Below are 21,466 nucleotides of genomic sequence, written 5' to 3' on the forward strand. Positions count from 1 at the left end.
TCGAGCCGCTTTTTTATTATTATTCATTAATTATTCAATTCGCTCACCATGCAACACCAAGTCTAAACCTTGGCGTTCTTCCTCGTAGGCAACACGTAACCCAATGGTTTTATCGATAATTTTCAATAAAGCAAAACTACCGACAGCACTAAATGTGATGGTAATCAAGACACTTTCAATTTGAATCCACAAGGTGGTATCCGTACCGGAAATATCAGAAGATACAAACACCCCCGTCAATACCGCACCGACAATACCACCGACACCATGGATACCGAAAACATCCAAGGTATCATCATATTTCAACCAATATTTCATTTTAGTTGCTGTTACAAAACAGATCGCACTGGTAGCAACACCGATAATTAACGCGCTTTGTACAGATACAAATCCTGCTGCCGGGGTAATCCCCACTAAGCCGGCAATAGCGCCTGATGCCAATCCTAAAGCCGAAGGTTTATGTTTGCACAATACTTCCACCGAACACCACCCCAAAGCGCCTGCGGTTGCTGCAATTTGCGTGGTCGCCAGCGCCATTCCCGCACGACCGTCAGCTGCCAAAGCGGAACCCGCATTGAAACCGAACCAGCCAATCCACAACATTGCGGTTCCAATTAAGGTTAATACCAAGTTGTGTGGCGCCATCACTTCACGACCATATCCAACCCGTTTTCCGATCATAACCGCCGCAACTAAGCCCGCTACCCCCGCGTTGATATGAATAACCGTACCGCCGGCATAGTCCAATACGCCATCACTTGCTAACCAACCATCCATGCCCCATACCCAATGAGCAGTAGGCACGTAAATCAATAAAAACCATAATCCAACGAACCATAATAATGCCGAAAATTTCATTCTTTCCGCAAAGGCGCCGGTAATAATCGCGCCGGCAATGATGGCAAATGCCATTTGGAATACCATAAAGACCGACTCCGGAATCGTCTCTGCGCCCGGATAAACCGTCAACATTTCTTTTTCCGTAAAAACGTTCATACCGGATAAAAAAAAGCGTTCAGTACCGCCGACAAAGGCACCGTTTGGCGTAAAGGCTAAACTATAACCAAAACACATCCATAAAATCGCAATCAAACAACAGACCGCAAAACTTTGCATCATTGTGGCCAACACATTTTTCTTACGCACCATTCCCGCATAAAACAACGCCAAACCGGGAATAGTCATAAATAACACCAAAATCGTCGACACCATCACCCATGTCGTATCGCCCGCTTTTAACGTCGACATAGGTTGTACCCAATCGGATAAATCCGCCATTGCCATAGGCGAAATGCCCGACAGCCCAAGTAATACCACCTTTTTCATACATTGCCTCCCAAGTAAAATCATATCCTATTTATACCGCATCGTCGCCCGTTTCGCCGGTACGAATACGGATAATCCGCTCTATTGGTTTAACAAAAATTTTGCCATCACCAATATTCCCCGTTCTTGCCACGTCGCAAATCGCCTCAACTACCTCATCCACACAATCATCTGTCACCGCAATGTCTACTTGAACTTTAGGTAAAAAATCTACCATATACTCGGCACCACGATACAACTCAGTATGCCCTTTTTGGCGTCCAAAACCTTTCACTTCTGTCACCGTAATCCCTTGGATACCAATGTCAGACAGTGCATCACGCACATCATCCAAACGAAACGGTTTGATAATTGCAGTCACTAATTTCATAAGCTCCTCCCATTCAATTTATGGTTATTAATCCGTATCAAGAAAAATCGGCATTTTGCCTTTTTCCTACACTGCGGGAACAAAATAACATCAAATAAAATATAGGTAAATATCTTTTTCTATTAAATTTTATATAATTTAAAAAAAAAAAAAAAAAGTGCGGTGGTTTTTTAGCGAATTTTTAATTTACAAATTCGGACGCACGCCTAAAATATGGCAAATAGCATAAGTCAATTCGCTGCGGTTTAAGGTATAAAAATGGAAATCATTCACGCCTTCACGTGATAACACGCGCACCATATCAATCGCCACGCTAGCCGCCACTAAATTCCGCGTAGTTTGATCCTGATCCAACCCATCATACATTTTCGCAAGCCAGCTTGGAATCTTAACATTAGTCAATGCCGCCATTTTGAGCAATTGTTTAAAATTCGTCACCGGCAAAATCCCCGGTACGATTTCCGCATCAATTCCGATAGAAGCACAACGATCACGAAAACGCAAATAACTGTTGATATCAAAGAAAAATTGCGTGATCACATGATTTGCGCCTGCGTCAATTTTGCGTTTCAAATTAATTAAATCCGCCTGCGCCGATTTTGCCTCCGGATGGACTTCCGGATAAGCAGCGACAGAAATATCGAAATCCGCCACAGAACGCAACAGTTCCACTAAATCCGAGGCATAAAACGATTTTTTATCATAGCCCGGCGGTTCATCCCCACGCAGTGCCACAATGCGACGAATTCCACTTTCCCAATAATCTTTCGCGATAACACGCAATTCCTCCGGTGTTGCATCAATACCGGTTAAGTGCGGCGCGGCAATAATACCGGTTTCTTGTTGAATACGTTTGACAATACAATGCGTACGTCCACGCTCTCCGGAATTTGCCCCATAAGTAACCGATACAAATTTAGGTTCAAGAGATTTTAAACGATGGATAGACTCCCACAATATCGTTTCCATTTTTTCATTTTTTGGTGGGAAAAACTCGAATGACACATTAATATCGCCTTTTAAATCAACAAGATGTTGATTTAAGGTATCCATTTCCTTTGCATAACTCATTTCTTTCAACTCCTAAATCCATTGACATTATTTTAACCACCATAGTAAATTTAAAGCGAGTATGTGTCAATTTCAAAAATTAATTATTTAAATGAATATAATTCATGAAAAATAAAAAGTACGTTTGTGCCGGTTTGCTGAATTCGCTATACTTTCGCGCAATACTATGCTGAATTACTTTCGTTTTTTGAGGATCATCATGAGCAAAAAACAAAATAACATTTACATTATCCGCCATTGCTCTTGCCTTAGCTGTAGGAGCTCAATTTTATACCAACTATAAAATTGATCGGGAATTACAAAAATTTCCTTACACCCTGCGCGATCAACTCACGCTCAATGTCACTCAAATTAAAAGCAACTTTTTTAGTCGTGAATTAATGTTCAGTATCAGCGATACCGCTTCACATAAAACGAATATTATTCACACAAATCTTACCGCACTTCCTTTCGCCATTACTGCTGAATCAGAATTGCCAGCGGAATTAATCAAAGATTTGAATAAAAAATGGCAAGTCACTATTGATAAAAGCGTGATTAACAGTAAATTTTCCGTTATCGGCGATTATTTACAATCGGATATTGTTACGCAATTTCGAGATCTCACCAATAAACCGCAAGAATTGGAAGTTAATTTAAATTTTGCCTCTAAAACGAAATTTATGGAAATAAAAAGTCGTTTGAGCGGTTTTTATTACGATACCAACTCTAATATCAAAGATCTCAATGCGAATTTAACCTTAATTCCTATTGGACAAAATCAATATGATTTATCAGATTTAGAGGTCAAATTATCAAATGCGGATATTTATTTATTAAATGGTGACAATACACACATCGAACTGGATAAAACAAATTATCAATTAAATAAAAAAAAAAAAAAAGCCTCCCACGACTATAATGTATGCTATACGAAGTTATTACGAAAACAAATTATCAATTAATAAATCGTTCTACACAGATACTTATGATTTAAATACGAAATTAGATACGGAAAAATTATTGATTTCTAATAAAAATAATCCACAAGATAAAATACAGCTTAATGGATTGCGACTTACTTTAGCACAAATTGGCGTACCGAATCATTTATTATTCGGTAATATTTTAGACACAGTGAATAAAGATAAAATTGATTATCAAAAAACCCTTCAATTATTATTGGATCTATTTTATAACAGCAAAAAATTACAATTTGATATTGCAACACAAACCGCCACCTTGCCTAATGGCCAAGCAAAATTAAATTTAAACAATGTATCCCTTGCCACGAAAGCAAACTTTGAAAATCCACAAAATGCAGAAATAGAAAATAATGTCACTGCGGATTCCATCACTCAACAATATGCTAAAAAAGAAGATACGATTTCTATTTCAGGACTGGAATTTAGTAGTAAACTAATGCAAATTGATATTAGCAAACATTCAGAACTGCTAAAATATAAGCTCAATTCTATGCTGAATGTTTTCCAAGAGAAAAAAAGTCATGCTCAATTAGCAGAGTTACTCAAAAATATCAGTCAAAATTTTCAAGAAAAAACACAATGGCAGTTAAAAATAAACTCCTTTGTTTATCCACATGTCTTTAATATAGAAGGGTTCGATCTTAACTATATAGAGGAACCAACAAATGAACAGGAATATTTGGTAAATATCAGCGGAAACTTGGATAAGTTAATTGATGAATATCAAGCTTATCAATTAAATAATATTAAAGCTGAACTTCCTTTTAAATTGACGCAAGCCAATTATTTAATTCCCATTTATATTTGCGAAAGTTATTCTTTAAATTGTTCAACTAATTTATCCAACGAAGATTATAATAAATTACTTTTAGATATTTTTAAAAATGTTGCGCTAAAAACAGAAAATATAACGTTTCATTTCAATATCGATACTTACCCAAACACCCGTGGTGAAGATGTCAGTATCAATGGGAATTTAACTTTACCGGCGTTAGATAGCGCACGTAGTCAATCTATCCATAATGAAAGCGACGCCTTAAACGAAAAATTAATGCCATGACTGCGATGCTTAATGTAACGTTCCCTGCAACCTTAGTAGAGCTTAATGATAAAAAATCCAGCCCATTTTGGCAAGAATTCGTGTTAAACATCAAACCAAATGAAATTAATGGTGTAGATAACCCATTTTTCCTCCTTGAGGGTGGTAATTATTCGTTTAAATATGAGCAACAACCGGAGCAACAGATTTCAATTAATGGAAAACCGTTAAACCAAATCCCTGCTGCATCACCGAATGAAATACCACAAAAAATGTTAGCTACTCCCGAAAATATGCCTGCAGTACCGGAGTTGAAACAATAAAAGTTAAAAAACGACCGCACTTTTATTTATCACGACCGGTACGAGCGAAAGGCTCGTACCGGCTATGTTCTTTTTTACTCATCTCAAAGAAAAAGTCCGAAAAATCCACCGAACTTTTATTCCCCGCTTTACAAATTCCAAAATCTGCCTAAAATACCCCCTTTTAAATAACCTACTTGTTAGGTTCCTGACTTGTAATCAGAAAGAGACAATTTATGACCGCTTCTTTTAAACCCGAACTTCTCTCGCCGGCAGGTTCATTGAAAAATATGCGTTATGCGTTCGCTTATGGCGCTGATGCAGTTTACGCCGGACAACCGCGTTATAGTTTACGTGTGCGCAACAACGAATTTAATCATGCCAATTTAAAAATCGGTATTGATGAAGCCCATGCTTTAGGTAAAAAATTCTATGTGGTAGTAAATATCGCGCCACATAATTCTAAATTAAAAACCTTTATCAAAGATTTACAACCCGTTGTGGATATGAACCCTGATGCTTTAATCATGTCCGATCCGGGGTTGATTATGTTAGTACGTGAACATTTTCCGCATATCGCTATCCACCTTTCCGTACAAGCCAACGCGGTGAACTGGGCGACGGTAAAATTTTGGAAACAAATGGGATTAACCCGCGTGATTTTATCGCGCGAACTTTCATTAGAAGAAATTGCAGAAATTCGCCGGCAAGTGCCGGATATTGAAGTTGAAATTTTTGTCCATGGCGCACTTTGTATGGCATATTCAGGGCGCTGTTTATTATCCGGCTATATCAACAAACGCGATCCGAACCAAGGTACTTGCACCAACGCCTGTCGTTGGGAGTATCAGTTGCAGGAAGGAACCACTGATGAGGTAGGGAATATCGTGCCGAAATTTGATCCAAACCAACAAATTGAAGTAACAAATGTGGCGCCGACTTTAGGGGAAGGTAACACCACAGAAAAAGTCTTCCTTTATACCGAACCGCAAAGACCGGATGAACAAATGACTGCCTTTGAAGACGAGCATGGCACCTATTTTATGAATTCCAAAGATCTGCGTGCGGTGCAACACGTGGAAAAATTAACGCAACTAGGTGTGCATTCGTTAAAAATTGAGGGGCGTACAAAATCTTTCTATTATTGCGCAAGAACCGCTCAAGTATATCGCAAAGCCATTGATGATGCCGCTGCCGGTAAGCCATTTGATGAAAGCTTAATGAATACATTGGAAAGTTTGGCACACCGCGGCTACACCGAAGGTTTTTTACGTCGTCATACCCATGATGAATATCAAAATTATGACTATGGCTATTCCATTTCCGAACGCCAACAATTTGTCGGTGAGTTTACCGGTAAACGCAATGCTCAAGGCATGGCGGAAGTCGCGGTAAAAAATAAATTTTTATTAGGTGACGAAGTGGAGATGATGACACCCAAAGGTAATATTTTGTTTAGAATCCGGCAAATGATCAATCGCAAAGGCGAGGAAGTGGACGCCGCTCTCGGTGATGGTCATTTTGTTTTCCTTAACGTTGCGCAGGATATCAACTTGGATTATGCTTTATTAATGCGAAATTTGGTCAATACGAATACACGTAATCCCCATGAAAAAAAGGCTTAATTAACTTTATAACATTTTTTGTTAAAAAAATGTTGCTACTGTAAATTTTTTGTGTATAATATGCTCCATACCCTAAAAAAGTATGACTCCAAATATATTTCGCCCTTTCTTGATGAAAGGGCTTTTTTTATTCTTTTTTCTCACCCCACTCAATTTATTAAAAAAACCTTTAAAAAATAATCACTTTTACTTTACTAATTTCACAAAAGTGCGGTAGGATTTCTAAAAGTTTGTCATTAAATTAAAGGAATAGCCTATGATCCGCGCAGAAGACCTTTCCCAAAATTTGTTGTTACAAATAAGCAATTTAATTGATGGTAATCAAGTCGGTGCAAAAGAATTGCGCAGTGGCGAATTTCGTGCGGAAAATGTGCAAGTGGCAGCGACAGTAAGTTGGCAATTCCAATGCGAATATAAAGAAATTCGCGAAGTCAGCGATAAACAAGTAAAAAACCATTTTTCCCACGATCTCCACAATTTTCCCACCAGCAACATTTATTGCAACTTGCCATGCACGAACAGACATTACGTGCAGAATTTTTAGCGAATTTAGCTCAATACCAAGAACGTGGATTAGAAAAATCAGATAAACCCTATTGCATTCATCGCTTCGATACCTTTTCGGTTTGGGAAGATTGTCTTAGCTGTAAAGGGCGCGGCAAAATCACTTGTTCAAGCTGTCATGGCAGAGGCAATCACAGCTGCGGGGCTTGTGGTGGTTCCGGTCAACAAGCGCATTTTGTTAACCAATACAACAGCCAAAGGCAAGCTGTCGGCACACGTACCGAATATCGCAGTTGTAGCGCTTGCGGCGGTAGCAGAGCGACCACCTGTTCATCCTGCTCCGGACGCGTGGCGAAGTACGCTGTAAAGATTGCCAAGGTCATGGAAAATTTACGATTACCGGCAATGTACAAGCCTTTGCCTACCCAACTTATCAAGTCAGCACCAACACCACCTTTGCCAAAAGCCCGTTAGAGCATCTATTAAATCAATCCGGCGTGATTTTTTGCCAAGAAAAATCGCATTTGATCAAGTAAAAAGCGAAACCATTAACGACATTAACTATTTTATTTATTATGGCGAAGTCGCATTATTGGAACAACATTTCCAATTACAAGGTAGAAATTATACTTGCTACGCTTTTTCTAACCCGCCCTACCCTTTTATTAAACCGGCAATTTTTGATGATCTTTTTGCTGATGAAGTCACTTTTTTAGAACAAACCCTGCCGGATACAAACAAAACCGATAAAAAGAAAGCCTTTACGTTTTTACACGCTATGCCAATCAGCCGGTTTTAGAAAGAACCATACGTGAGATTGCGCAATATCGAAGTCATGAAAATGAAAACCTAGGGCAACGCTTAGAAAATATCTGTTTAGGCTTTATTTCGCCGATAATGGCGACCAAATTAACCCATTATCTCAACCAAATCATGGATAAAGTTTCTCCAGTGTATTCTCAAATTACCTGGCAGATTTTTACCTTTTTCATTTTGTTAGCAACCGTGTTGACGACGGAACATACACTAGAAACCTCCTTTAAAACCCATCCAATTTCCTCTATTTTTGTTGGATTAGGCACCACGTTGCTGGTCACATTGCTTTTGTCCGCGCTGGCGTGGTTCATCAGTTCCGTAATCATCTTCTGGCAGCGACGCAAAATTCCCGCTGAATATCGGCAAAAAATGCGTAACCGCGAACCGTTTCGACGTTTACTGAAAATCGTCCTGCCCGTTTTTCTCGGCGCCGGCATTTATGGTGCGGTTGCCGCTTATGGTTTTTTGCCAAAATGGAATGGATTTCCACAACCGCAAATCCAACAACTTGCGACATGGTATTGTTCAACCAATAACTCGGCAAATTGGTGTCAAACTATTCCAAAAATCAACACCGAAACAACGCTCGTGACACCACCGGCAGTAGTTTACAGCGTTGAAGAAAAAACGCGTATTATTCAACAAACCTTAACCGAACAAGGCTACAGACTGAAAGTGGACGGAAAATTTGGCGCACAAACCCGCGGCGCCGCAGTCAATTACCTTGCGACTAAAGGCATCCAAGTCGCTAACGACATCGCCTTAGATCCATTGTTTGAGTATTTTAAACCAAGCTTATAATAAAAATGGGGCTGTCCTAGATAACGACTCCCCCCATTTAGGTTAAGATAACCCAATGAAAAAAAGTCGTCTAAGTCAGTACAAACAACATAAACTCATAGAACTGTTTGTGGCAGGTGTAACTGCTCGAACAGCCGCCGAGTTAGTAAATGTAAACAAAAGCACCGCAGCCTATTACTTTCACCGTTTGCGATTGCTCATCTATCAACATAGCCCTCATCTGGAAATGTTTGAGGGCGAAATTGAAGCGGACGAAAGCTATTTCGGCGGAACCCGCAAAGGTAAACGAGGTCGTGGTGCAGCCGGTAAAACTGCTGTATTCGGGCTTTTAAAGCGTGACGGCAAGGTTTATACCGTTGTCATTCCGAACACGCAATCTGCCACACTTTTGCCGATTATTCGGGAAAAGGTGAAACCGGACAGCATTGTTTACACCGATTTTTATCGAAGCTATGATGTGCTTGATGTGAGTGAATTTAATCATTTTCGCATCAACCACAGTACTTACTTCGCCGAAAATCAAAATCACATTAACGGGATAGAGAATTTTTGGAGCCAAGCAAAAACGCCATTTGCGTAAATTTAACGGCATTCCTAAAGCCCATTTTGAGCTGTATTTGAAAGAATGCGAATGGCGTTTTAATTACAGTGACTTAAAATCTCAAGTTTTCTTTTTAAAACAATTGGTTAAGGGGATCTTAAGCTAGTTATCTAGGACAGCCCCAAGAATTAACATTTGAAAAATTCAAACGTTCAATACTAAATGCAGCAGCAATGACAGCAATGTGTACCCTAATTATATCGGTAGCAACTATTTTATCATGGATTATCGCATTTACTCGTCTACCTGATCTAATTATAGGATTCTTAACAAGTATTACAGATAATCCTTACATTATCCTTCTACTCTTGGTTGCATTTCTATTATTTATCGGCATGTTTATTGAAACTATTGCTGCAACTATTATTGTCGCTCCAATTTTAATGCCGGTAGCCTATCAATATGGAATAGATCCGATACAATTTGCTATAATTATGATCGTCGTATTAGTTTACGCGGAAGTAACGCCTCCTGTTGGCGGAGTACTATTCATTACTATGGGAATTGCTAATGTCAAACTACAGGAAACACTAAAATACCTTGTACCTTATTTAGGCATCATATTTATCGTCATATTATTAATGATATTATTCCCTTCGATCTCCTTGATGATACCTAATATATTCCGTTAAAAAATAAGTGAGTATAATGTGTTTTGCATTTTACTCACTTGGTAATACTTGTTACACAATTTCCCCTTGTACAATCCTGCATTTACGACTAGACTACGCCCTTATATTTTTTATTACGATTTTACGAAGTTATGCATTTATCTAATTTCTATTTTGATTTACCTGATGAGTTAATTGCCCGTTACCCCAAAGTTGAGCGCACGTCCAGTCGTTTGTTGCAATTAAACGGGCAAAATGGAGAATTATTTCACCGCACTTTTAGTGATATTGCGGATCTTATCAACGAAGGCGATTTGCTTATTTTTAACAATACCCGCGTTATTCCGGCGCGGATTTTTGGGAGCAAGGCTAGCGGTGGGAAAATTGAAGTCTTGATTGAACGCATTTTGACGGAAAACCGCTTTTTAGCGCACATTCGAGCCTCAAAATCGCCCAAAGAAGGCGCCGAGTTAATCTTGGGCGAAGATAAATTGGGTGAAGGAAAAGGCATTAAAGCGCGCATGGTTTCTCGTCACGAGGCATTATTTGAAGTGGAAATCGCGGAAAAAAACACCGCACTTTTAGAAATTTTGCCACAAATTGGTCATATGCCATTGCCGCCTTATATTGATCGTCCTGACGAAGAAGCGGATAAAGAGCGTTATCAAACGGTTTATAACAAAGTTCCGGGTGCGGTTGCCGCGCCGACAGCGGGCTTACATTTTGATCAGCCGTTGTTGGAAAAATTAAAAGCCAAAGGGGTTAGTTTTGCCTTTGTCACCTTGCACGTAGGCGCGGGAACCTTTCAGCCGGTGCGTGTAGAACGGATTGAAGATCATAAAATGCACGCTGAATATGTGGAAGTACCGCAAGAAGCGGTTGAAGCAATTTTAGCGACGAAAGCCAATGGTAAACGAGTGATTGCGGTGGGAACCACGTCGGTGCGTTCCATTGAAAGTGCGGCGCTTTTTGCGGAAGAGAATCAATTAAATACATTAATTGCCCCGTTTTTTTCCGATACCTCTATTTTTATTTATCCGGGTAAAAAATTTCGCGTTACCGACGCGCTAATTACCAATTTCCATTTGCCGGAAAGTACGCTGATTATGTTAGTTTCTGCCTTTGCCGGCTATCAACATACCATGAATGCTTATAAAAGTGCGGTCGAAAATCGCTATCGTTTTTTTAGTTATGGCGATGCGATGTTTATCAGCAAAAATCCGAATGTGAAAGAATTGGAATAATTTGCTATAATTTTTCTATCGGCATTCCTGCGTTGCCCTCAAAAAGGGAGCAAAGTCGGATTGCCTTTCTTTTAGTCGCCTGATTTGAGTATTTCAATAAGGCAAAATATCTTCGAACTGTTTATTCGAAAAGGAAAAAAATGAAATTTAAATTACATAAAACCAATGGCGCGGCGCGGCGCGGTACCATGACCTTTTCTCGTCCACAGGGCGAATTTACGGTGGAAACGCCGGCGTTTATGCCGGTCGGAACCTATGGCACGGTGAAAGGCATGACGCCGGAAGAAGTTCGTGCGACCGGTGCAGAAATTTTACTTGGTAATACCTTTCATCTTTGGTTGCGCCCCGGTCAAGAAGTAATGCGTAAACATGGCGATTTACATGATTTTATGCAATGGCACCGTCCGATTTTGACCGACAGCGGCGGTTTTCAGGTGTTCAGTTTAGGGAAATTACGTAAAATCACCGAAGAAGGCGTCAAATTCCAAAATCCAATTAATGGTGAACGTATTTTCCTTTCACCGGAAAAATCCATGGAAATTCAATATGATTTAGGTTCGGATATTGTGATGATTTTTGATGAATGCGCACCTTATCCATCTACCTTTGATTACACCCGAAAATCCATGGAAATGTCCTTACGTTGGGCACAACGCAGTCGTCAGCGTTTTGATGAATTAGGCAATAAAAATGCCCTATTTGGTATTGTGCAAGGCGGCGTTTTTGAAGAATTGCGCCAAGTTTCACTGGAAGGGTTAGTCAAAATCGGGTTTGACGGTTATGCAGTCGGCGGTTTGGCGGTTGGCGAACCGAAAGAAGATATGCACCGCATTTTGGAATATGTTTGCCCGCAATTACCAACGGATAAACCGCGCTATTTGATGGGCGTCGGTAAACCGGAGGATTTAGTGGAAGGCGTACGTCGCGGGATTGATATGTTTGACTGCGTTATGCCAACCCGTAACGCACGTAACGGTCATTTATTCGTCAGCGACGGAATTGTCAAAATTCGTAATGCGAAATACCGCGACGATACTTCGCCATTAGATCCGGAATGTGATTGCTATACCTGTAAACATTACACCAAATCTTATCTTTATCATTTGGATAAGTGCGGTGAAATTTTGGGCGCGAGATTAAATACGATCCATAATTTACGTTATTATCAACGTTTAATGGCGCAAATTCGCCAAGCCATTGAAGAAGATCGTTTTGAGCAATTTGTCATGGACTTTTATGCCAAAATCGGCAAACCGGTTCCGCCGCTACAATCCGAAACAACCGAAACTGAACCTCAGGAATAATCGCTATGCGTGCAGTTGCAAGAATTATAGCGCTAGCGCGCCAATATAGATATTGCAATTGAAAAACCGCTTTTTGAATTAGACAAAACAAACTGTGATGATTTAAAAATAAAGTGCGGTTAAACTTAAAGAAGTTTTCACTTTACCATAATTTTGTGGTATTTTAAGCACCTTATTTTTTATACTTATTTTTAACTTACTTAAAAGGATAACGCTATATGGATGCTCCTCAACAAAATAGTCCTATGTCAATGTTGATTATTTTCGTCATTTTTGGCTTAATTTTCTACTTTATGATTTATCGCCCTCAAGCGAAACGTAATAAAGCGCATAAACAATTAATGTCTGAATTAGCAAAAGGTACCGAAGTGTTAACTTCCGGCGGTATTATCGGTAAAATCAGCAAAATTGGTAGCGAAAGCGACTATGTTGTACTTGCTTTAAATGATACGACTGAAATTACTATCAAACGTGATTTTATTGTGGCAGTCTTACCAAAAGGCTCATTAAAATCACTATAATTTTGACTTTATTCCTCAAGGGAACAGGAAATCTATGTTAAATCGTTACCCTTTATGGAAGAATCTAATGGTGATCTTTGTGGTCGCCATTGGTCTTTTATACTCTCTTCCAAATATTTACGGTGAGGATCCTGCTGTACAAATTTCGGGAACTCGCGGACAGGAGGTCAATACCGGTGTATTGGGCAATGTCCAAAAATTACTTGATGAAAATCAATTAGCAACAAAATCCGTGCTATTAGAAAACGGCTCCATTCTTATTCGCTTCAATAATACCGATACTCAACTGTTAGCCAAAGATAAAATTAGTGAAGCCTTAGGTAATGGTTATTCGGTGGCATTAAACTTAGCGCCCGCCACGCCAAAATGGTTAAGCGATATTGGCGGTAGCCCGATGAAATGGGGCTTGGACTTACGCGGCGGGGTACGTTTCTTGATGGAAGTGGACATGAATGCCACATTACAAAAACGTCAAGAACAACTTATTGATGGCTTAAAGACTGAGCTGCGTAAAGAAAAATACCAATATACATCGATCAAAGTGGGCGAGAATTACGCCTCACTGATTACACTCGCGAAAGCCGAACAACTTTCCGCGGCAGAACGTTATTTACGTCAACAACATCCTACACTGGATATTAAAAAAGTCTCTGACAACACCCTTTCTTTAGGCGTTTCCGAAGCGGCATTAAACGAATCTCGTGATCGTGCCATTGAACAAAACTTGACTATTTTACGTAAACGGGTTGCTGAATTAGGTGTTTCTGAACCGGTCATCCAACGACAAGGTGCAGAGCGTATTGTAGTGGAGTTGCCGGGAGTTCAGGATACCGCACGAGCAAAAGAAATTTTAGGCGCCACTGCAACCTTAGAATTCCGTTTGGTTAACCAAAATGCCAATTTAGATGCGGCAGCGCGCGGAATGGTTCCGTCGGATTCCGAAGTAAAATACGATCGTAACGGAAATCCAGTGGTGCTATATAAACGCACTATTCTTGGCGGTGATCATATTACCAATTCGACTTCCGGTGTCGATCAAAATACCGCTATGCCGCAAGTTAGCGTAACCTTAGATTCTGAAGGTGGTGAAATTATGTCACAAACCACAAAAATGAATTTGGGTAAACCAATGGCGACCTTGTATGTAGAATATAAAGATGGTGGCAAAAAAGATGAAAACGGTAAAATGATTTTGGAAAAACATGAAGAAATCATTAACGTTGCCACTATCCAAGGTCGTTTCGGTAGTCAATTCCAAATTACCGGTATTGATAGCCCGGCGGAAGCACAAAATCTTTCCATGTTATTACGTTCGGGTGCCTTAACTGCGCCAATTCAAATCGTTGAAGAACGCACTATCGGTCCGTCACTGGGCGCCCAAAACGTAGAGCAAGGCTTGCAATCCGGACTTTGGGGCTTGGGTATTGTAATCGTATTTATGTTGATCTATTACAAATTATTCGGGCTATTCGCCAATATTGCATTAATGGCAAATATGATCTTATTGGTCGGATTAATGTCACTATTACCGGGTGCAACATTAACCATGCCGGGAATTGCAGGGATTATTCTTTCCGTAGGGATGTCGGTTGATGCTAACGTATTGATCTTTGAGCGGATAAAAGAAGAAATTCGTAACGGTCGTTCTGTACAGCAGGCGATTAATGAAGGTTATAACGGAGCGTTTACTAGTATTTTTGATGCCAACTTGACAACGATTTTGACCGCCGTGGTGTTATATGCGGTTGGTACCGGTCCGGTCAAAGGCTTCGCGATCACGCTATCGTTAGGGGTTGCCATTTCCATGTTCACAGCAATCACCGGTACACGTATGCTGGTCAACTGGATTTACGGTGGTAAGCGTGTTGAAAAATTATCCATTTAGCCTGAGGTCAATATTGTGAGTGCATTAAATACAAACAAAAAAGTTCACGAGTTCCAAGGCGTTAAATTACCGTTTAAACTCATTGAATTTATGAAGTTCCGCAAATGGGGTTATTTGTTTTCCGTCATTGTGATTGCGGCGTGCTTCTTTTTTATCTTTACCAAAGGCTTTAACTGGGGGTTGGATTTTACCGGCGGTACCATTATTGATACCCATTTCTCCCAACCGGCAGATTTGGATAAAGTCCGTTCAACCCTAAAAGAAAACGGGATTGAAAGTGCCTTAGTACAAACCACTGGCGGCGTACGTGATGTGATGATTCGTGTGCCGGCGACTGCCAGTGATGCGCAAATTGGTAACTATATTCAAACCATGCTTAGCAAATTGGATAATGATATTCAAATTCGTAGCGTGGAATTCGTGGGGCCAAATGTTGGTGAAGAATTAACGCAAGGCGCAATTTATGCCACTTTAGCCACGTTATTGATGCTATTGGTGTATGTTGGATTTCGTTTTGAATGGCGTTTGGGTACCGGCGGTATTTTAGCGCTTGCCCACGATGTGATCGTTACCTTAGGGGTTTTCTCCTATATGCAAATCGAAATGGATTTAACCTTTGTAGCAGCGATTTTATCCGTGGTCGGTTATTCTTTAAACGACAGTATCGTAGTATTTGACCGTGTGCGTGAAAATTTCCGCAAGATCCGTCGTATTGGTACTATGGATGTCATTGATATTTCGTTGACGAAAACTTTATCGAGAACATTAATGACCTCAGTCACCACTTTATTCGTGGTTATTGCGTTATACTTCTTCGGCGGTCCAAGTATTCACAGTTTTTCACTTGCCCTATTGATCGGAATTGGATTTGGGACATACTCCTCCATTTTCATTGCTATCGCCTTGGCATTTGATCTTGGCTTAAAACGTGAACACATGATCATCCAAAAAGTTAACAAAGATGAGATTGAAGAAATGCCTTAAAAATTGACCTCCCTTTTCGCCCAAAGATGGTCTAAATTAACAAATTAAATAAAAAAACCGAGCTATTCGGTTTTTATTTTATTGCGATTACCTTAAAAGGAACATGATGAATATTAAGCTACTGCTTCTCGGGATGACACTCTCCCTCCCTTATGCGCTTTATGCAGCGGATGTAACCAAGGCAACATCTCCCGCTTCTCCTATGACGCAAACCATGCATAATGAAGCAGAAATACTGATCAAAACGCAACAAGCAGAAATTATCCGTTTGCAGGAACAATTAAAACAGACACAAACCTTAATGCAACAGCGCAAAATCTACAGCAAAATCCAGCAACTGTTGCAACGCTCATCCAGTGAAGTGATTTTATCGGTTAGCGCAGAACTGCTCAAATCCTTACAAGGTTATCCCTTATTACCTTATGCCGAATATCAATGGCTAAGTGCTAATAAAACGCAACTGGATTTCGCCTCTATTCAGGCCTTTCAAAGACGCTACCCTGATTTTCCTAACAGCAATGAATTAAAAAAAATCTGGTTACAACAACAAATAGAACAACAACATTGGCAAGCAATTGTGGAGCATGCGGCGCAATTACCAATGGATATCGCCTCCCGTTGTAGCCTTTGGTTAGCACAACAAGAAAACTCCAAAACAACACTAAATTTGACCGCACTTTCCACTCCTAAATCAGCGCAAAAAGAAGTCATGTTCAGCGCGGACATAACAAAACTTTGGCTCACCGGCGACAGCTTGCCGAGACAATGTGATCCACTCCTTGAGGAATGGCGTTTGAACGGCGGATTAACGCCACGGTTAATGCAACAACGCGCGTTGTTAGCGTTTGCCAAAAATAACCGAGGGCTGCTAACTTATTTGGAAAAACAAGAAACGAATGCAGAAAATAAAAAATGGTTGAGCGATCTAAATCAATTATTGCAAGCACCGAAAAACTTGCAAAATGCACAAAATCAATTCAGCATTATGCAATTAAACTCGGAAAATCCGCAGCATCAACAAATTTTACAACATATTTTTCCGGCATTTGTGAAAACCCTGAAAGAAAGCGACATCAAAACGGACGCGCCTTTTGCGGAATTTGCCGATTGGGCATTGCGCTTTTCCCTTACCCCAAGCCAAGTTGCGCAATGGAAACAAGCGATGGTCAGCCAATTTTTTGACAGCAAAAATCCGCAATTACAACAATGGCGTGATCAAAGCCTGCTTGAATTGAAAAGCGACAGCTTATCAGAACGCCGAATTCGCACCGCTATTCGAAAAAAACAAAATCTTGCACCATGGCTAAATTTACTTTCTACCGAGGCAAAAAATAAAGAGGAATGGCGTTATTGGCAAGCGAAAGTATGGCAACAACAAGGGAAAACCGCCAAAGCAAAACAGCAATGGCAAGCCATGCAAAATGCTCCTCGCGGATTTTATCCAATGCTTGCAGCGCAAGAACTCGGCATTGTGTATCAACCAAAAATGTTAAATTTTAACGCGACAGCGGAGCAACAAACCTTATTGCAAAAATCAGCGCCAACCTTGGCAAAAATTGCCGAATTGCGTTATCACCATGATCAACTGAATACCAATCGAGAATGGCGCAATTTATTAAACTCCGTCAACAATGAACAAAAATTGGTTTTCGCACAATATGCCGCCGAACAGCAATGGTATGATTTACAAGTAGAAGCAACTATTCAAGCTAAAGCTTGGGATTATCTGGCATTACGCTTACCAAACGCCTATCAAACTTGGTTTGATTTATGGCTAAACAAGCGAAATATTGACCGCACTTTTGCCATGGCGATTGCTCGTCAAGAAAGCGCTTGGCGTGCAGAGGTATCCTCCTCCGCCGATGCGCGCGGATTGATGCAATTGCTGCCGGCGACTGCTAAGCTGACTGCACAAAAATTTCGTCTGCCTTATAATAATGAAAAGCAACTGTTTGATCCGATTGATAATATTATGCTAGGTACCACGCACTTACAGGAATTATATGACAAATACGGTAACAACCGTATTTTAATCGCCGCCGCCTACAATGCGGGTGCGCGCCGCGTGGATAGCTGGTTGGGAAAATCCCAAGGTCGCTTATCTATGGCGGAATTTATCGCCTCAATTCCTTTTTATGAAACACGCGGTTACGTGCAAAATGTGTTGGCTTATGCCTATTATTATCAAATTTTGCAACACAAACCCTTGCAAAAATTTACCCAAGAGGAAAATAATAGATTATACTAGTTTAGTAGTATTTTAGTTTAATAATGAGGTAAATATGTATATTAGTCGCAATATGGATCAATGGAATGCATTTATTTCAATGTTACGCACTGCATTTGAGCAGGGAAAAGAGCAAGAATTGCTTACATTATTATTAACGGCGGATGAACGTGATGCAGTTGGGTTGCGCTTGCAAATTGTGGCGCAACTATTGGATAAAAACCTCCCGCAACGGGAAATTCAACAAAATTTAAATACCAGTGCAGCAACCATCACCAGAGGCTCCAATATGATCAAAACTATGCCGCCGGAATTTATGAGCTGGATTAAAGAGCAACTCAATGAGCAAAGCAAAAATCAGTAAAATCGTTTCGTTGATCAAAAAACGCGGTTGGGTTTGGCTGGAACGGATTATTTTATTTTTTATCGCCTCTACTCTTTTTTTTCGCTTTGTTCCGCTACCCTTTTCTACTTACATGATGCAACAAAAAATTGGACATCTGCTACAAGGCAATTTTACCTATGATATTAATTATCAATGGGTTAGCTTGGACAATATCGCTTGGACAATACAACTTGCCGTCATTGCCGCCGAAGATCAACATTTTCCAAGCCATTACGGGTTTGATTGGGATGCCATTAAAAGCGCCTTAAAATACAATCAAAAAAGCAAAAAGATACGCGGCGGTTCGACTATTTCCCAGCAAACCGCTAAAAATCTGTATTTATGGCATGGACAAAGTTGGCTACGCAAAGGATTGGAGGTACCAATGACCTTAAATTTGGAATTGTTATGGTCGAAAAAACGCATTTTAGAGGTATATTTAAATATCGCTGAATTTGGCAATGGAATTTTCGGCGTAGAAGCTGCCAGCCGGCAATTTTTCAAAAAATCGGCAAAAAACCTCTCGCGAGAAGAAGCGGCGCTATTAGCGGCAGTTTTACCTAACCCGCTGATTTTTAAAGCGAATAAACCTAGTGCTTATGTTAAGAAAAAACAGCGTTGGATTTTGCGCCAAATGAATTCATTAGGCAAAAATTATTTGCAACAATTATGAGGAGGATAATATGAATATTTTAGTGACCGGTGCATCTTCCGGTTTTGGCAAAGCAACTTGCATTGCCTTGGTTAAGGTGGGATATCGCGTAATCGGCGTCGCTCGTCGTGCAGATAAATTGACGCAATTGCAACAACAATTAGGCGAAAACTTTTATCCCTTAGTCATGGATATTTCCGTGCCAAACCAAATTGATCAAGCGCTTTCTCAATTACCGGAAAATTGGCAACAAATTGATTTATTGGTAAATAATGCCGGATTGGCACTTGGCTTAGAACCGGCACACAAAGCGAAATTTGCCGATTGGAAAACCATGATCGACGCCAATATTATTGGGCTGACGTATTTGACGCACAAACTGCTGCCGGCAATGGTGGAGCGTAATCAAGGGCATATTATCAATCTCGGTTCTATCGCTGGAACCTATCCTTATCCGGGCGGTAATGTTTATGGCGCTACTAAAGCCTACGTGGAGCAATTCAGCCTAAATTTACGCGCCGATTTAGCCGGCACGAAAGTGCGCGTCACCAATATCGAACCCGGATTATGTGGAGGTACGGAATTTTCCAACGTGCGTTTCAAAGGTGATGACCAAAAAGCGGCAACAGTGTATCAAGGCGTGGAATACATTCAGCCGGAAGATATTGCCAATACCATTTTATGGATTTATCAACAACCGGCGCACGTCAATATCAACCGTATTGAAATCATGCCGGTCGCGCAAAATTTCTCTCCGTTACAAGTAACACGTGAGAAATAAAACTTGCAAAAAATTAATCGCACTTTGATTGCCAATTTGCTCAAAGTGCGGTCATTTTTATTGGATTTTATTCCCCAAAGATCAATCTAATAGCGCTAATAACGCCAAAATCATTTCCGAGGATTTTTTCGCCGCTAACGGTAAAAATTCTTCAAACGACATGGTTGCCGCCCCATCACCCGCATCAGAAATAGCGCGCACTACCACAAAAGGCACGGCAAAGCTGTGGCACACTTGCGCAATTGCCGTCGCTTCCATTTCAACCGCGATCACTTGCGGAAAATCTTGTTTAATCTGTACCAATTTATCTGCACTATTGATAAAACTATCGCCGGAACAAATCAAACCGAATTTTATCGATTGCCCTTGCTCCGCTGCCGCTTTAGCGACAAGCGCGGTCAATTTTTCATCAGAAATAAATGCTGGCGGACAAGCCGGTAACTGTCCTTTTTCATAACCAAATGCGGTGACATCTGCGTCATGGTAACGTGTTTCAGTAGAAATCACCACATCTCCCACGGACAACCCCTCTGCCACGCCACCGGCTGATCCCGTATTGATCACCACATCCGGCTTCGTCATCTGCAACAAGGCGGTCGTTCCAATTGCCGCCGCCACTTTTCCAATACCGGATTGCACTAACGCCACGGATTTTCCCGCAATTTTGCCTTCATAAAGAGTAAAATTAGCTAATTTTACTTCTGTTTTGTCTGTCATCAATTGCGACAACATTTCCACTTCTTGTGCCATCGCACCGACAATACCAATTTTCATTATTTTTTCTCTTGTTGTAGTTTATTTAATAAAAAATCCAGCACCGCAAAGCTGTAATCATCGCTGTATAATGTACTCGCGGTCAGCACATAGCGCCCGTCAATAATCACATAAGGAAAGGTAAAAACGCCATATTCTTCGGTTAATTCAATTGCATAGTTAACTTGATTTTTCACGCTATCCGAATGAAATAATTGAATAAATTGCTCCACATTTAAATGCTGTTCGCTCACCCATTGCGTCAATTGATTAAAATCCATTAATTTTATATAACGCTGTTTTTCCGAAGTTTCAAATAACAAAGCTTCAGAGGCATTCTCGGCTTGCATAGCATTAAAGGTAAAAAATATTGTTGCGCTCAACGATGTTTTTTTGTTGCCACCGGGATTTCGTTTAATACCACTTTATCTGCATTAATTTGGCTGTATAGTGTTAAGATATCCAGTGCGGTTGAACACACGCGACAATCATAATCAAAGAAAAATTGAATAAGAATTTTCTTATCTGAACGATAAGGAATATGTTGCTGCTCCGAATAGGAAAAATAGTCTTTTCCATCCTCAAAACCGCCAATTTTTGCCGGTAATTGCGCGGAATTTGCAGTGCTGCCGGAAGTTTCCGCCAACGCCAACGACGAAAAAACCAACATGCCTAGTAAAAAGCAACGTTTCCACATAT

General features: G+C 40.3%; 21 protein-coding genes and 3 pseudogenes. 19 read left to right on the forward strand and 5 right to left on the reverse strand.

Features of this window, described 5'->3' with window-relative positions; translation table 11 throughout:
* Positions 1-30: 30 nt before the first annotated feature.
* The 3 genes from CFY87_RS00810 to metF form a co-directional block, all read right to left on the reverse strand.
* A complete protein-coding gene (locus CFY87_RS00810; protein ID WP_094945416.1) occupies positions 31-1,326 on the reverse strand; it encodes an ammonium transporter in 1,296 nt (431 codons plus the stop codon).
* A 31-nt stretch (positions 1,327-1,357) separates the two neighbouring features.
* A complete protein-coding gene (gene glnK / locus CFY87_RS00815; protein WP_094945417.1) occupies positions 1,358-1,696 on the reverse strand; it encodes a P-II family nitrogen regulator in 339 nt (112 codons plus the stop codon).
* Positions 1,697-1,882: 186 nt separating this feature from the next.
* Positions 1,883-2,767, reverse strand: coding sequence for a methylenetetrahydrofolate reductase (metF, locus tag CFY87_RS00820; protein ID WP_094945418.1), 885 nt, complete (start codon positions 2,765-2,767; stop codon positions 1,883-1,885).
* Between the two features lie 380 nt (positions 2,768-3,147).
* Between metF and CFY87_RS00825 the strand changes: the two genes are divergently transcribed.
* The 19 genes and pseudogenes from CFY87_RS00825 to CFY87_RS00915 all read left to right on the forward strand — a co-directional run bounded on the left by CFY87_RS00825 (position 3,148) and on the right by CFY87_RS00915 (position 20,014).
* The gene (locus CFY87_RS00825; protein WP_094945419.1) at positions 3,148-3,711 is read left to right on the forward strand and encodes a hypothetical protein; all 564 of its coding nucleotides are present in this window, start codon (positions 3,148-3,150) and stop codon (positions 3,709-3,711) included.
* A 58-nt stretch (positions 3,712-3,769) separates the two neighbouring features.
* Complete coding sequence (locus CFY87_RS00830; protein ID WP_143226152.1) at positions 3,770-4,792, forward strand: hypothetical protein; 1,023 nt, start codon at positions 3,770-3,772, stop codon at positions 4,790-4,792.
* On the forward strand, positions 4,789-5,094 hold the full coding sequence (locus CFY87_RS00835) for a hypothetical protein (protein ID WP_094945421.1): 306 nt from the start codon (positions 4,789-4,791) through the stop codon (positions 5,092-5,094). Before CFY87_RS00830 ends, CFY87_RS00835 begins: the two co-directional genes overlap by 4 nt.
* Positions 5,095-5,309: 215 nt before the next feature.
* Positions 5,310-6,698, forward strand: coding sequence for a prephenate-dependent tRNA uridine(34) hydroxylase TrhP (gene trhP / locus CFY87_RS00840; protein WP_094945422.1), 1,389 nt, complete (start codon positions 5,310-5,312; stop codon positions 6,696-6,698).
* Positions 6,699-6,954: 256 nt separating this feature from the next.
* Positions 6,955-7,242, forward strand: a complete 288-nt coding sequence (locus tag CFY87_RS00845) for a hypothetical protein (protein WP_094945423.1) — start codon at positions 6,955-6,957, stop codon at positions 7,240-7,242.
* Positions 7,209-7,676 (forward strand): hypothetical protein, encoded by a 468-nt coding sequence (locus CFY87_RS00850; protein WP_094945424.1) that lies wholly within the window; start codon positions 7,209-7,211, stop codon positions 7,674-7,676. Before CFY87_RS00845 ends, CFY87_RS00850 begins: the two co-directional genes overlap by 34 nt.
* Positions 7,677-7,707: 31 nt before the next feature.
* On the forward strand, positions 7,708-8,001 hold the full coding sequence (locus CFY87_RS00855) for a hypothetical protein (RefSeq protein ID WP_094945425.1): 294 nt from the start codon (positions 7,708-7,710) through the stop codon (positions 7,999-8,001).
* A 98-nt stretch (positions 8,002-8,099) separates the two neighbouring features.
* Positions 8,100-8,819 carry a peptidoglycan-binding domain-containing protein gene (locus CFY87_RS00860; RefSeq protein ID WP_094945426.1) on the forward strand — a complete coding sequence of 240 codons (720 nt, stop codon included), beginning with the start codon at positions 8,100-8,102 and terminating at the stop codon, positions 8,817-8,819.
* Between the two features lie 55 nt (positions 8,820-8,874).
* Positions 8,875-9,526, forward strand: a pseudogene (locus tag CFY87_RS00865) (IS1595 family transposase).
* A 28-nt stretch (positions 9,527-9,554) separates the two neighbouring features.
* Positions 9,555-10,052: pseudogene (locus CFY87_RS00870) on the forward strand (TRAP transporter large permease subunit); the annotation flags it as partial.
* A 131-nt stretch (positions 10,053-10,183) separates the two neighbouring features.
* Positions 10,184-11,275 (forward strand): tRNA preQ1(34) S-adenosylmethionine ribosyltransferase-isomerase QueA, encoded by a 1,092-nt coding sequence (queA, locus tag CFY87_RS00875; RefSeq protein ID WP_094945427.1) that lies wholly within the window; start codon positions 10,184-10,186, stop codon positions 11,273-11,275.
* A 140-nt stretch (positions 11,276-11,415) separates the two neighbouring features.
* Positions 11,416-12,579 carry a tRNA guanosine(34) transglycosylase Tgt gene (gene tgt / locus CFY87_RS00880; protein WP_094945428.1) on the forward strand — a complete coding sequence of 388 codons (1,164 nt, stop codon included), beginning with the start codon at positions 11,416-11,418 and terminating at the stop codon, positions 12,577-12,579.
* A gap of 218 nt (positions 12,580-12,797) precedes the next feature.
* A complete protein-coding gene (gene yajC, locus CFY87_RS00885; RefSeq protein WP_094945429.1) occupies positions 12,798-13,100 on the forward strand; it encodes a preprotein translocase subunit YajC in 303 nt (100 codons plus the stop codon).
* 34 nt (positions 13,101-13,134) lie between these two features.
* Complete coding sequence (gene secD, locus CFY87_RS00890) at positions 13,135-14,985, forward strand: protein translocase subunit SecD (RefSeq protein WP_094945430.1); 1,851 nt, start codon at positions 13,135-13,137, stop codon at positions 14,983-14,985.
* A gap of 90 nt (positions 14,986-15,075) precedes the next feature.
* The gene (secF, locus tag CFY87_RS00895) at positions 15,076-15,969 is read left to right on the forward strand and encodes a protein translocase subunit SecF (protein WP_419670234.1); all 894 of its coding nucleotides are present in this window, start codon (positions 15,076-15,078) and stop codon (positions 15,967-15,969) included.
* 103 nt (positions 15,970-16,072) lie between these two features.
* Positions 16,073-18,217, forward strand: coding sequence for a transglycosylase SLT domain-containing protein (locus CFY87_RS00900; protein ID WP_094945432.1), 2,145 nt, complete (start codon positions 16,073-16,075; stop codon positions 18,215-18,217).
* Positions 18,218-18,251: 34 nt separating this feature from the next.
* Complete coding sequence (trpR, locus tag CFY87_RS00905; RefSeq protein WP_094945433.1) at positions 18,252-18,560, forward strand: trp operon repressor; 309 nt, start codon at positions 18,252-18,254, stop codon at positions 18,558-18,560.
* Entirely contained in the window at positions 18,538-19,254 is a 717-nt protein-coding gene (gene mtgA / locus CFY87_RS00910; RefSeq protein ID WP_094945434.1) for a monofunctional biosynthetic peptidoglycan transglycosylase, read from the forward strand. Before trpR ends, mtgA begins: the two co-directional genes overlap by 23 nt.
* Before the next feature lie 10 nt (positions 19,255-19,264).
* Complete coding sequence (locus CFY87_RS00915) at positions 19,265-20,014, forward strand: SDR family oxidoreductase (RefSeq protein ID WP_094945435.1); 750 nt, start codon at positions 19,265-19,267, stop codon at positions 20,012-20,014.
* Positions 20,015-20,095: 81 nt separating this feature from the next.
* On the opposite strand, the gene CFY87_RS00920 is transcribed toward CFY87_RS00915, so the two are convergent.
* Positions 20,096-20,788, reverse strand: a complete 693-nt coding sequence (locus CFY87_RS00920; RefSeq protein WP_094945436.1) for a 5'-methylthioadenosine/adenosylhomocysteine nucleosidase — start codon at positions 20,786-20,788, stop codon at positions 20,096-20,098.
* Positions 20,788-21,464 (reverse strand): annotated as a pseudogene (locus tag CFY87_RS00925) (thiol:disulfide interchange protein DsbA/DsbL). The gene CFY87_RS00920 and the pseudogene CFY87_RS00925 overlap by 1 nt, the downstream one beginning before the upstream one ends.
* Positions 21,465-21,466: the final 2 nt, after the last annotated feature.

The organism is Actinobacillus seminis (assembly GCF_002263215.1).
Lineage (GTDB): Bacteria > Pseudomonadota > Gammaproteobacteria > Enterobacterales > Pasteurellaceae > Actinobacillus_B > Actinobacillus_B seminis.

Coding starts and splice junctions, on each gene's coding strand:
- CFY87_RS00810 (WP_094945416.1), bottom strand. CDS start 1,326: ATGAAAAAGGTGGTATTACTTGGGCTGTCGGGCATTTCGCCTATGGCA.
- glnK (WP_094945417.1), bottom strand. CDS start 1,696: ATGAAATTAGTGACTGCAATTATCAAACCGTTTCGTTTGGATGATGTG.
- metF (WP_094945418.1), bottom strand. CDS start 2,767: ATGAGTTATGCAAAGGAAATGGATACCTTAAATCAACATCTTGTTGAT.
- CFY87_RS00825 (WP_094945419.1), top strand. CDS start 3,148: ATGTTCAGTATCAGCGATACCGCTTCACATAAAACGAATATTATTCAC.
- CFY87_RS00835 (WP_094945421.1), top strand. CDS start 4,789: ATGACTGCGATGCTTAATGTAACGTTCCCTGCAACCTTAGTAGAGCTT.
- trhP (WP_094945422.1), top strand. CDS start 5,310: ATGACCGCTTCTTTTAAACCCGAACTTCTCTCGCCGGCAGGTTCATTG.
- CFY87_RS00845 (WP_094945423.1), top strand. CDS start 6,955: ATGATCCGCGCAGAAGACCTTTCCCAAAATTTGTTGTTACAAATAAGC.
- CFY87_RS00850 (WP_094945424.1), top strand. CDS start 7,209: ATGCACGAACAGACATTACGTGCAGAATTTTTAGCGAATTTAGCTCAA.
- CFY87_RS00860 (WP_094945426.1), top strand. CDS start 8,100: ATGGCGACCAAATTAACCCATTATCTCAACCAAATCATGGATAAAGTT.
- queA (WP_094945427.1), top strand. CDS start 10,184: ATGCATTTATCTAATTTCTATTTTGATTTACCTGATGAGTTAATTGCC.
- tgt (WP_094945428.1), top strand. CDS start 11,416: ATGAAATTTAAATTACATAAAACCAATGGCGCGGCGCGGCGCGGTACC.
- yajC (WP_094945429.1), top strand. CDS start 12,798: ATGGATGCTCCTCAACAAAATAGTCCTATGTCAATGTTGATTATTTTC.
- secD (WP_094945430.1), top strand. CDS start 13,135: ATGTTAAATCGTTACCCTTTATGGAAGAATCTAATGGTGATCTTTGTG.
- secF (WP_419670234.1), top strand. CDS start 15,076: ATGAAGTTCCGCAAATGGGGTTATTTGTTTTCCGTCATTGTGATTGCG.
- CFY87_RS00900 (WP_094945432.1), top strand. CDS start 16,073: ATGATGAATATTAAGCTACTGCTTCTCGGGATGACACTCTCCCTCCCT.
- trpR (WP_094945433.1), top strand. CDS start 18,252: ATGTATATTAGTCGCAATATGGATCAATGGAATGCATTTATTTCAATG.
- mtgA (WP_094945434.1), top strand. CDS start 18,538: ATGAGCAAAGCAAAAATCAGTAAAATCGTTTCGTTGATCAAAAAACGC.
- CFY87_RS00915 (WP_094945435.1), top strand. CDS start 19,265: ATGAATATTTTAGTGACCGGTGCATCTTCCGGTTTTGGCAAAGCAACT.
- CFY87_RS00920 (WP_094945436.1), bottom strand. CDS start 20,788: ATGAAAATTGGTATTGTCGGTGCGATGGCACAAGAAGTGGAAATGTTG.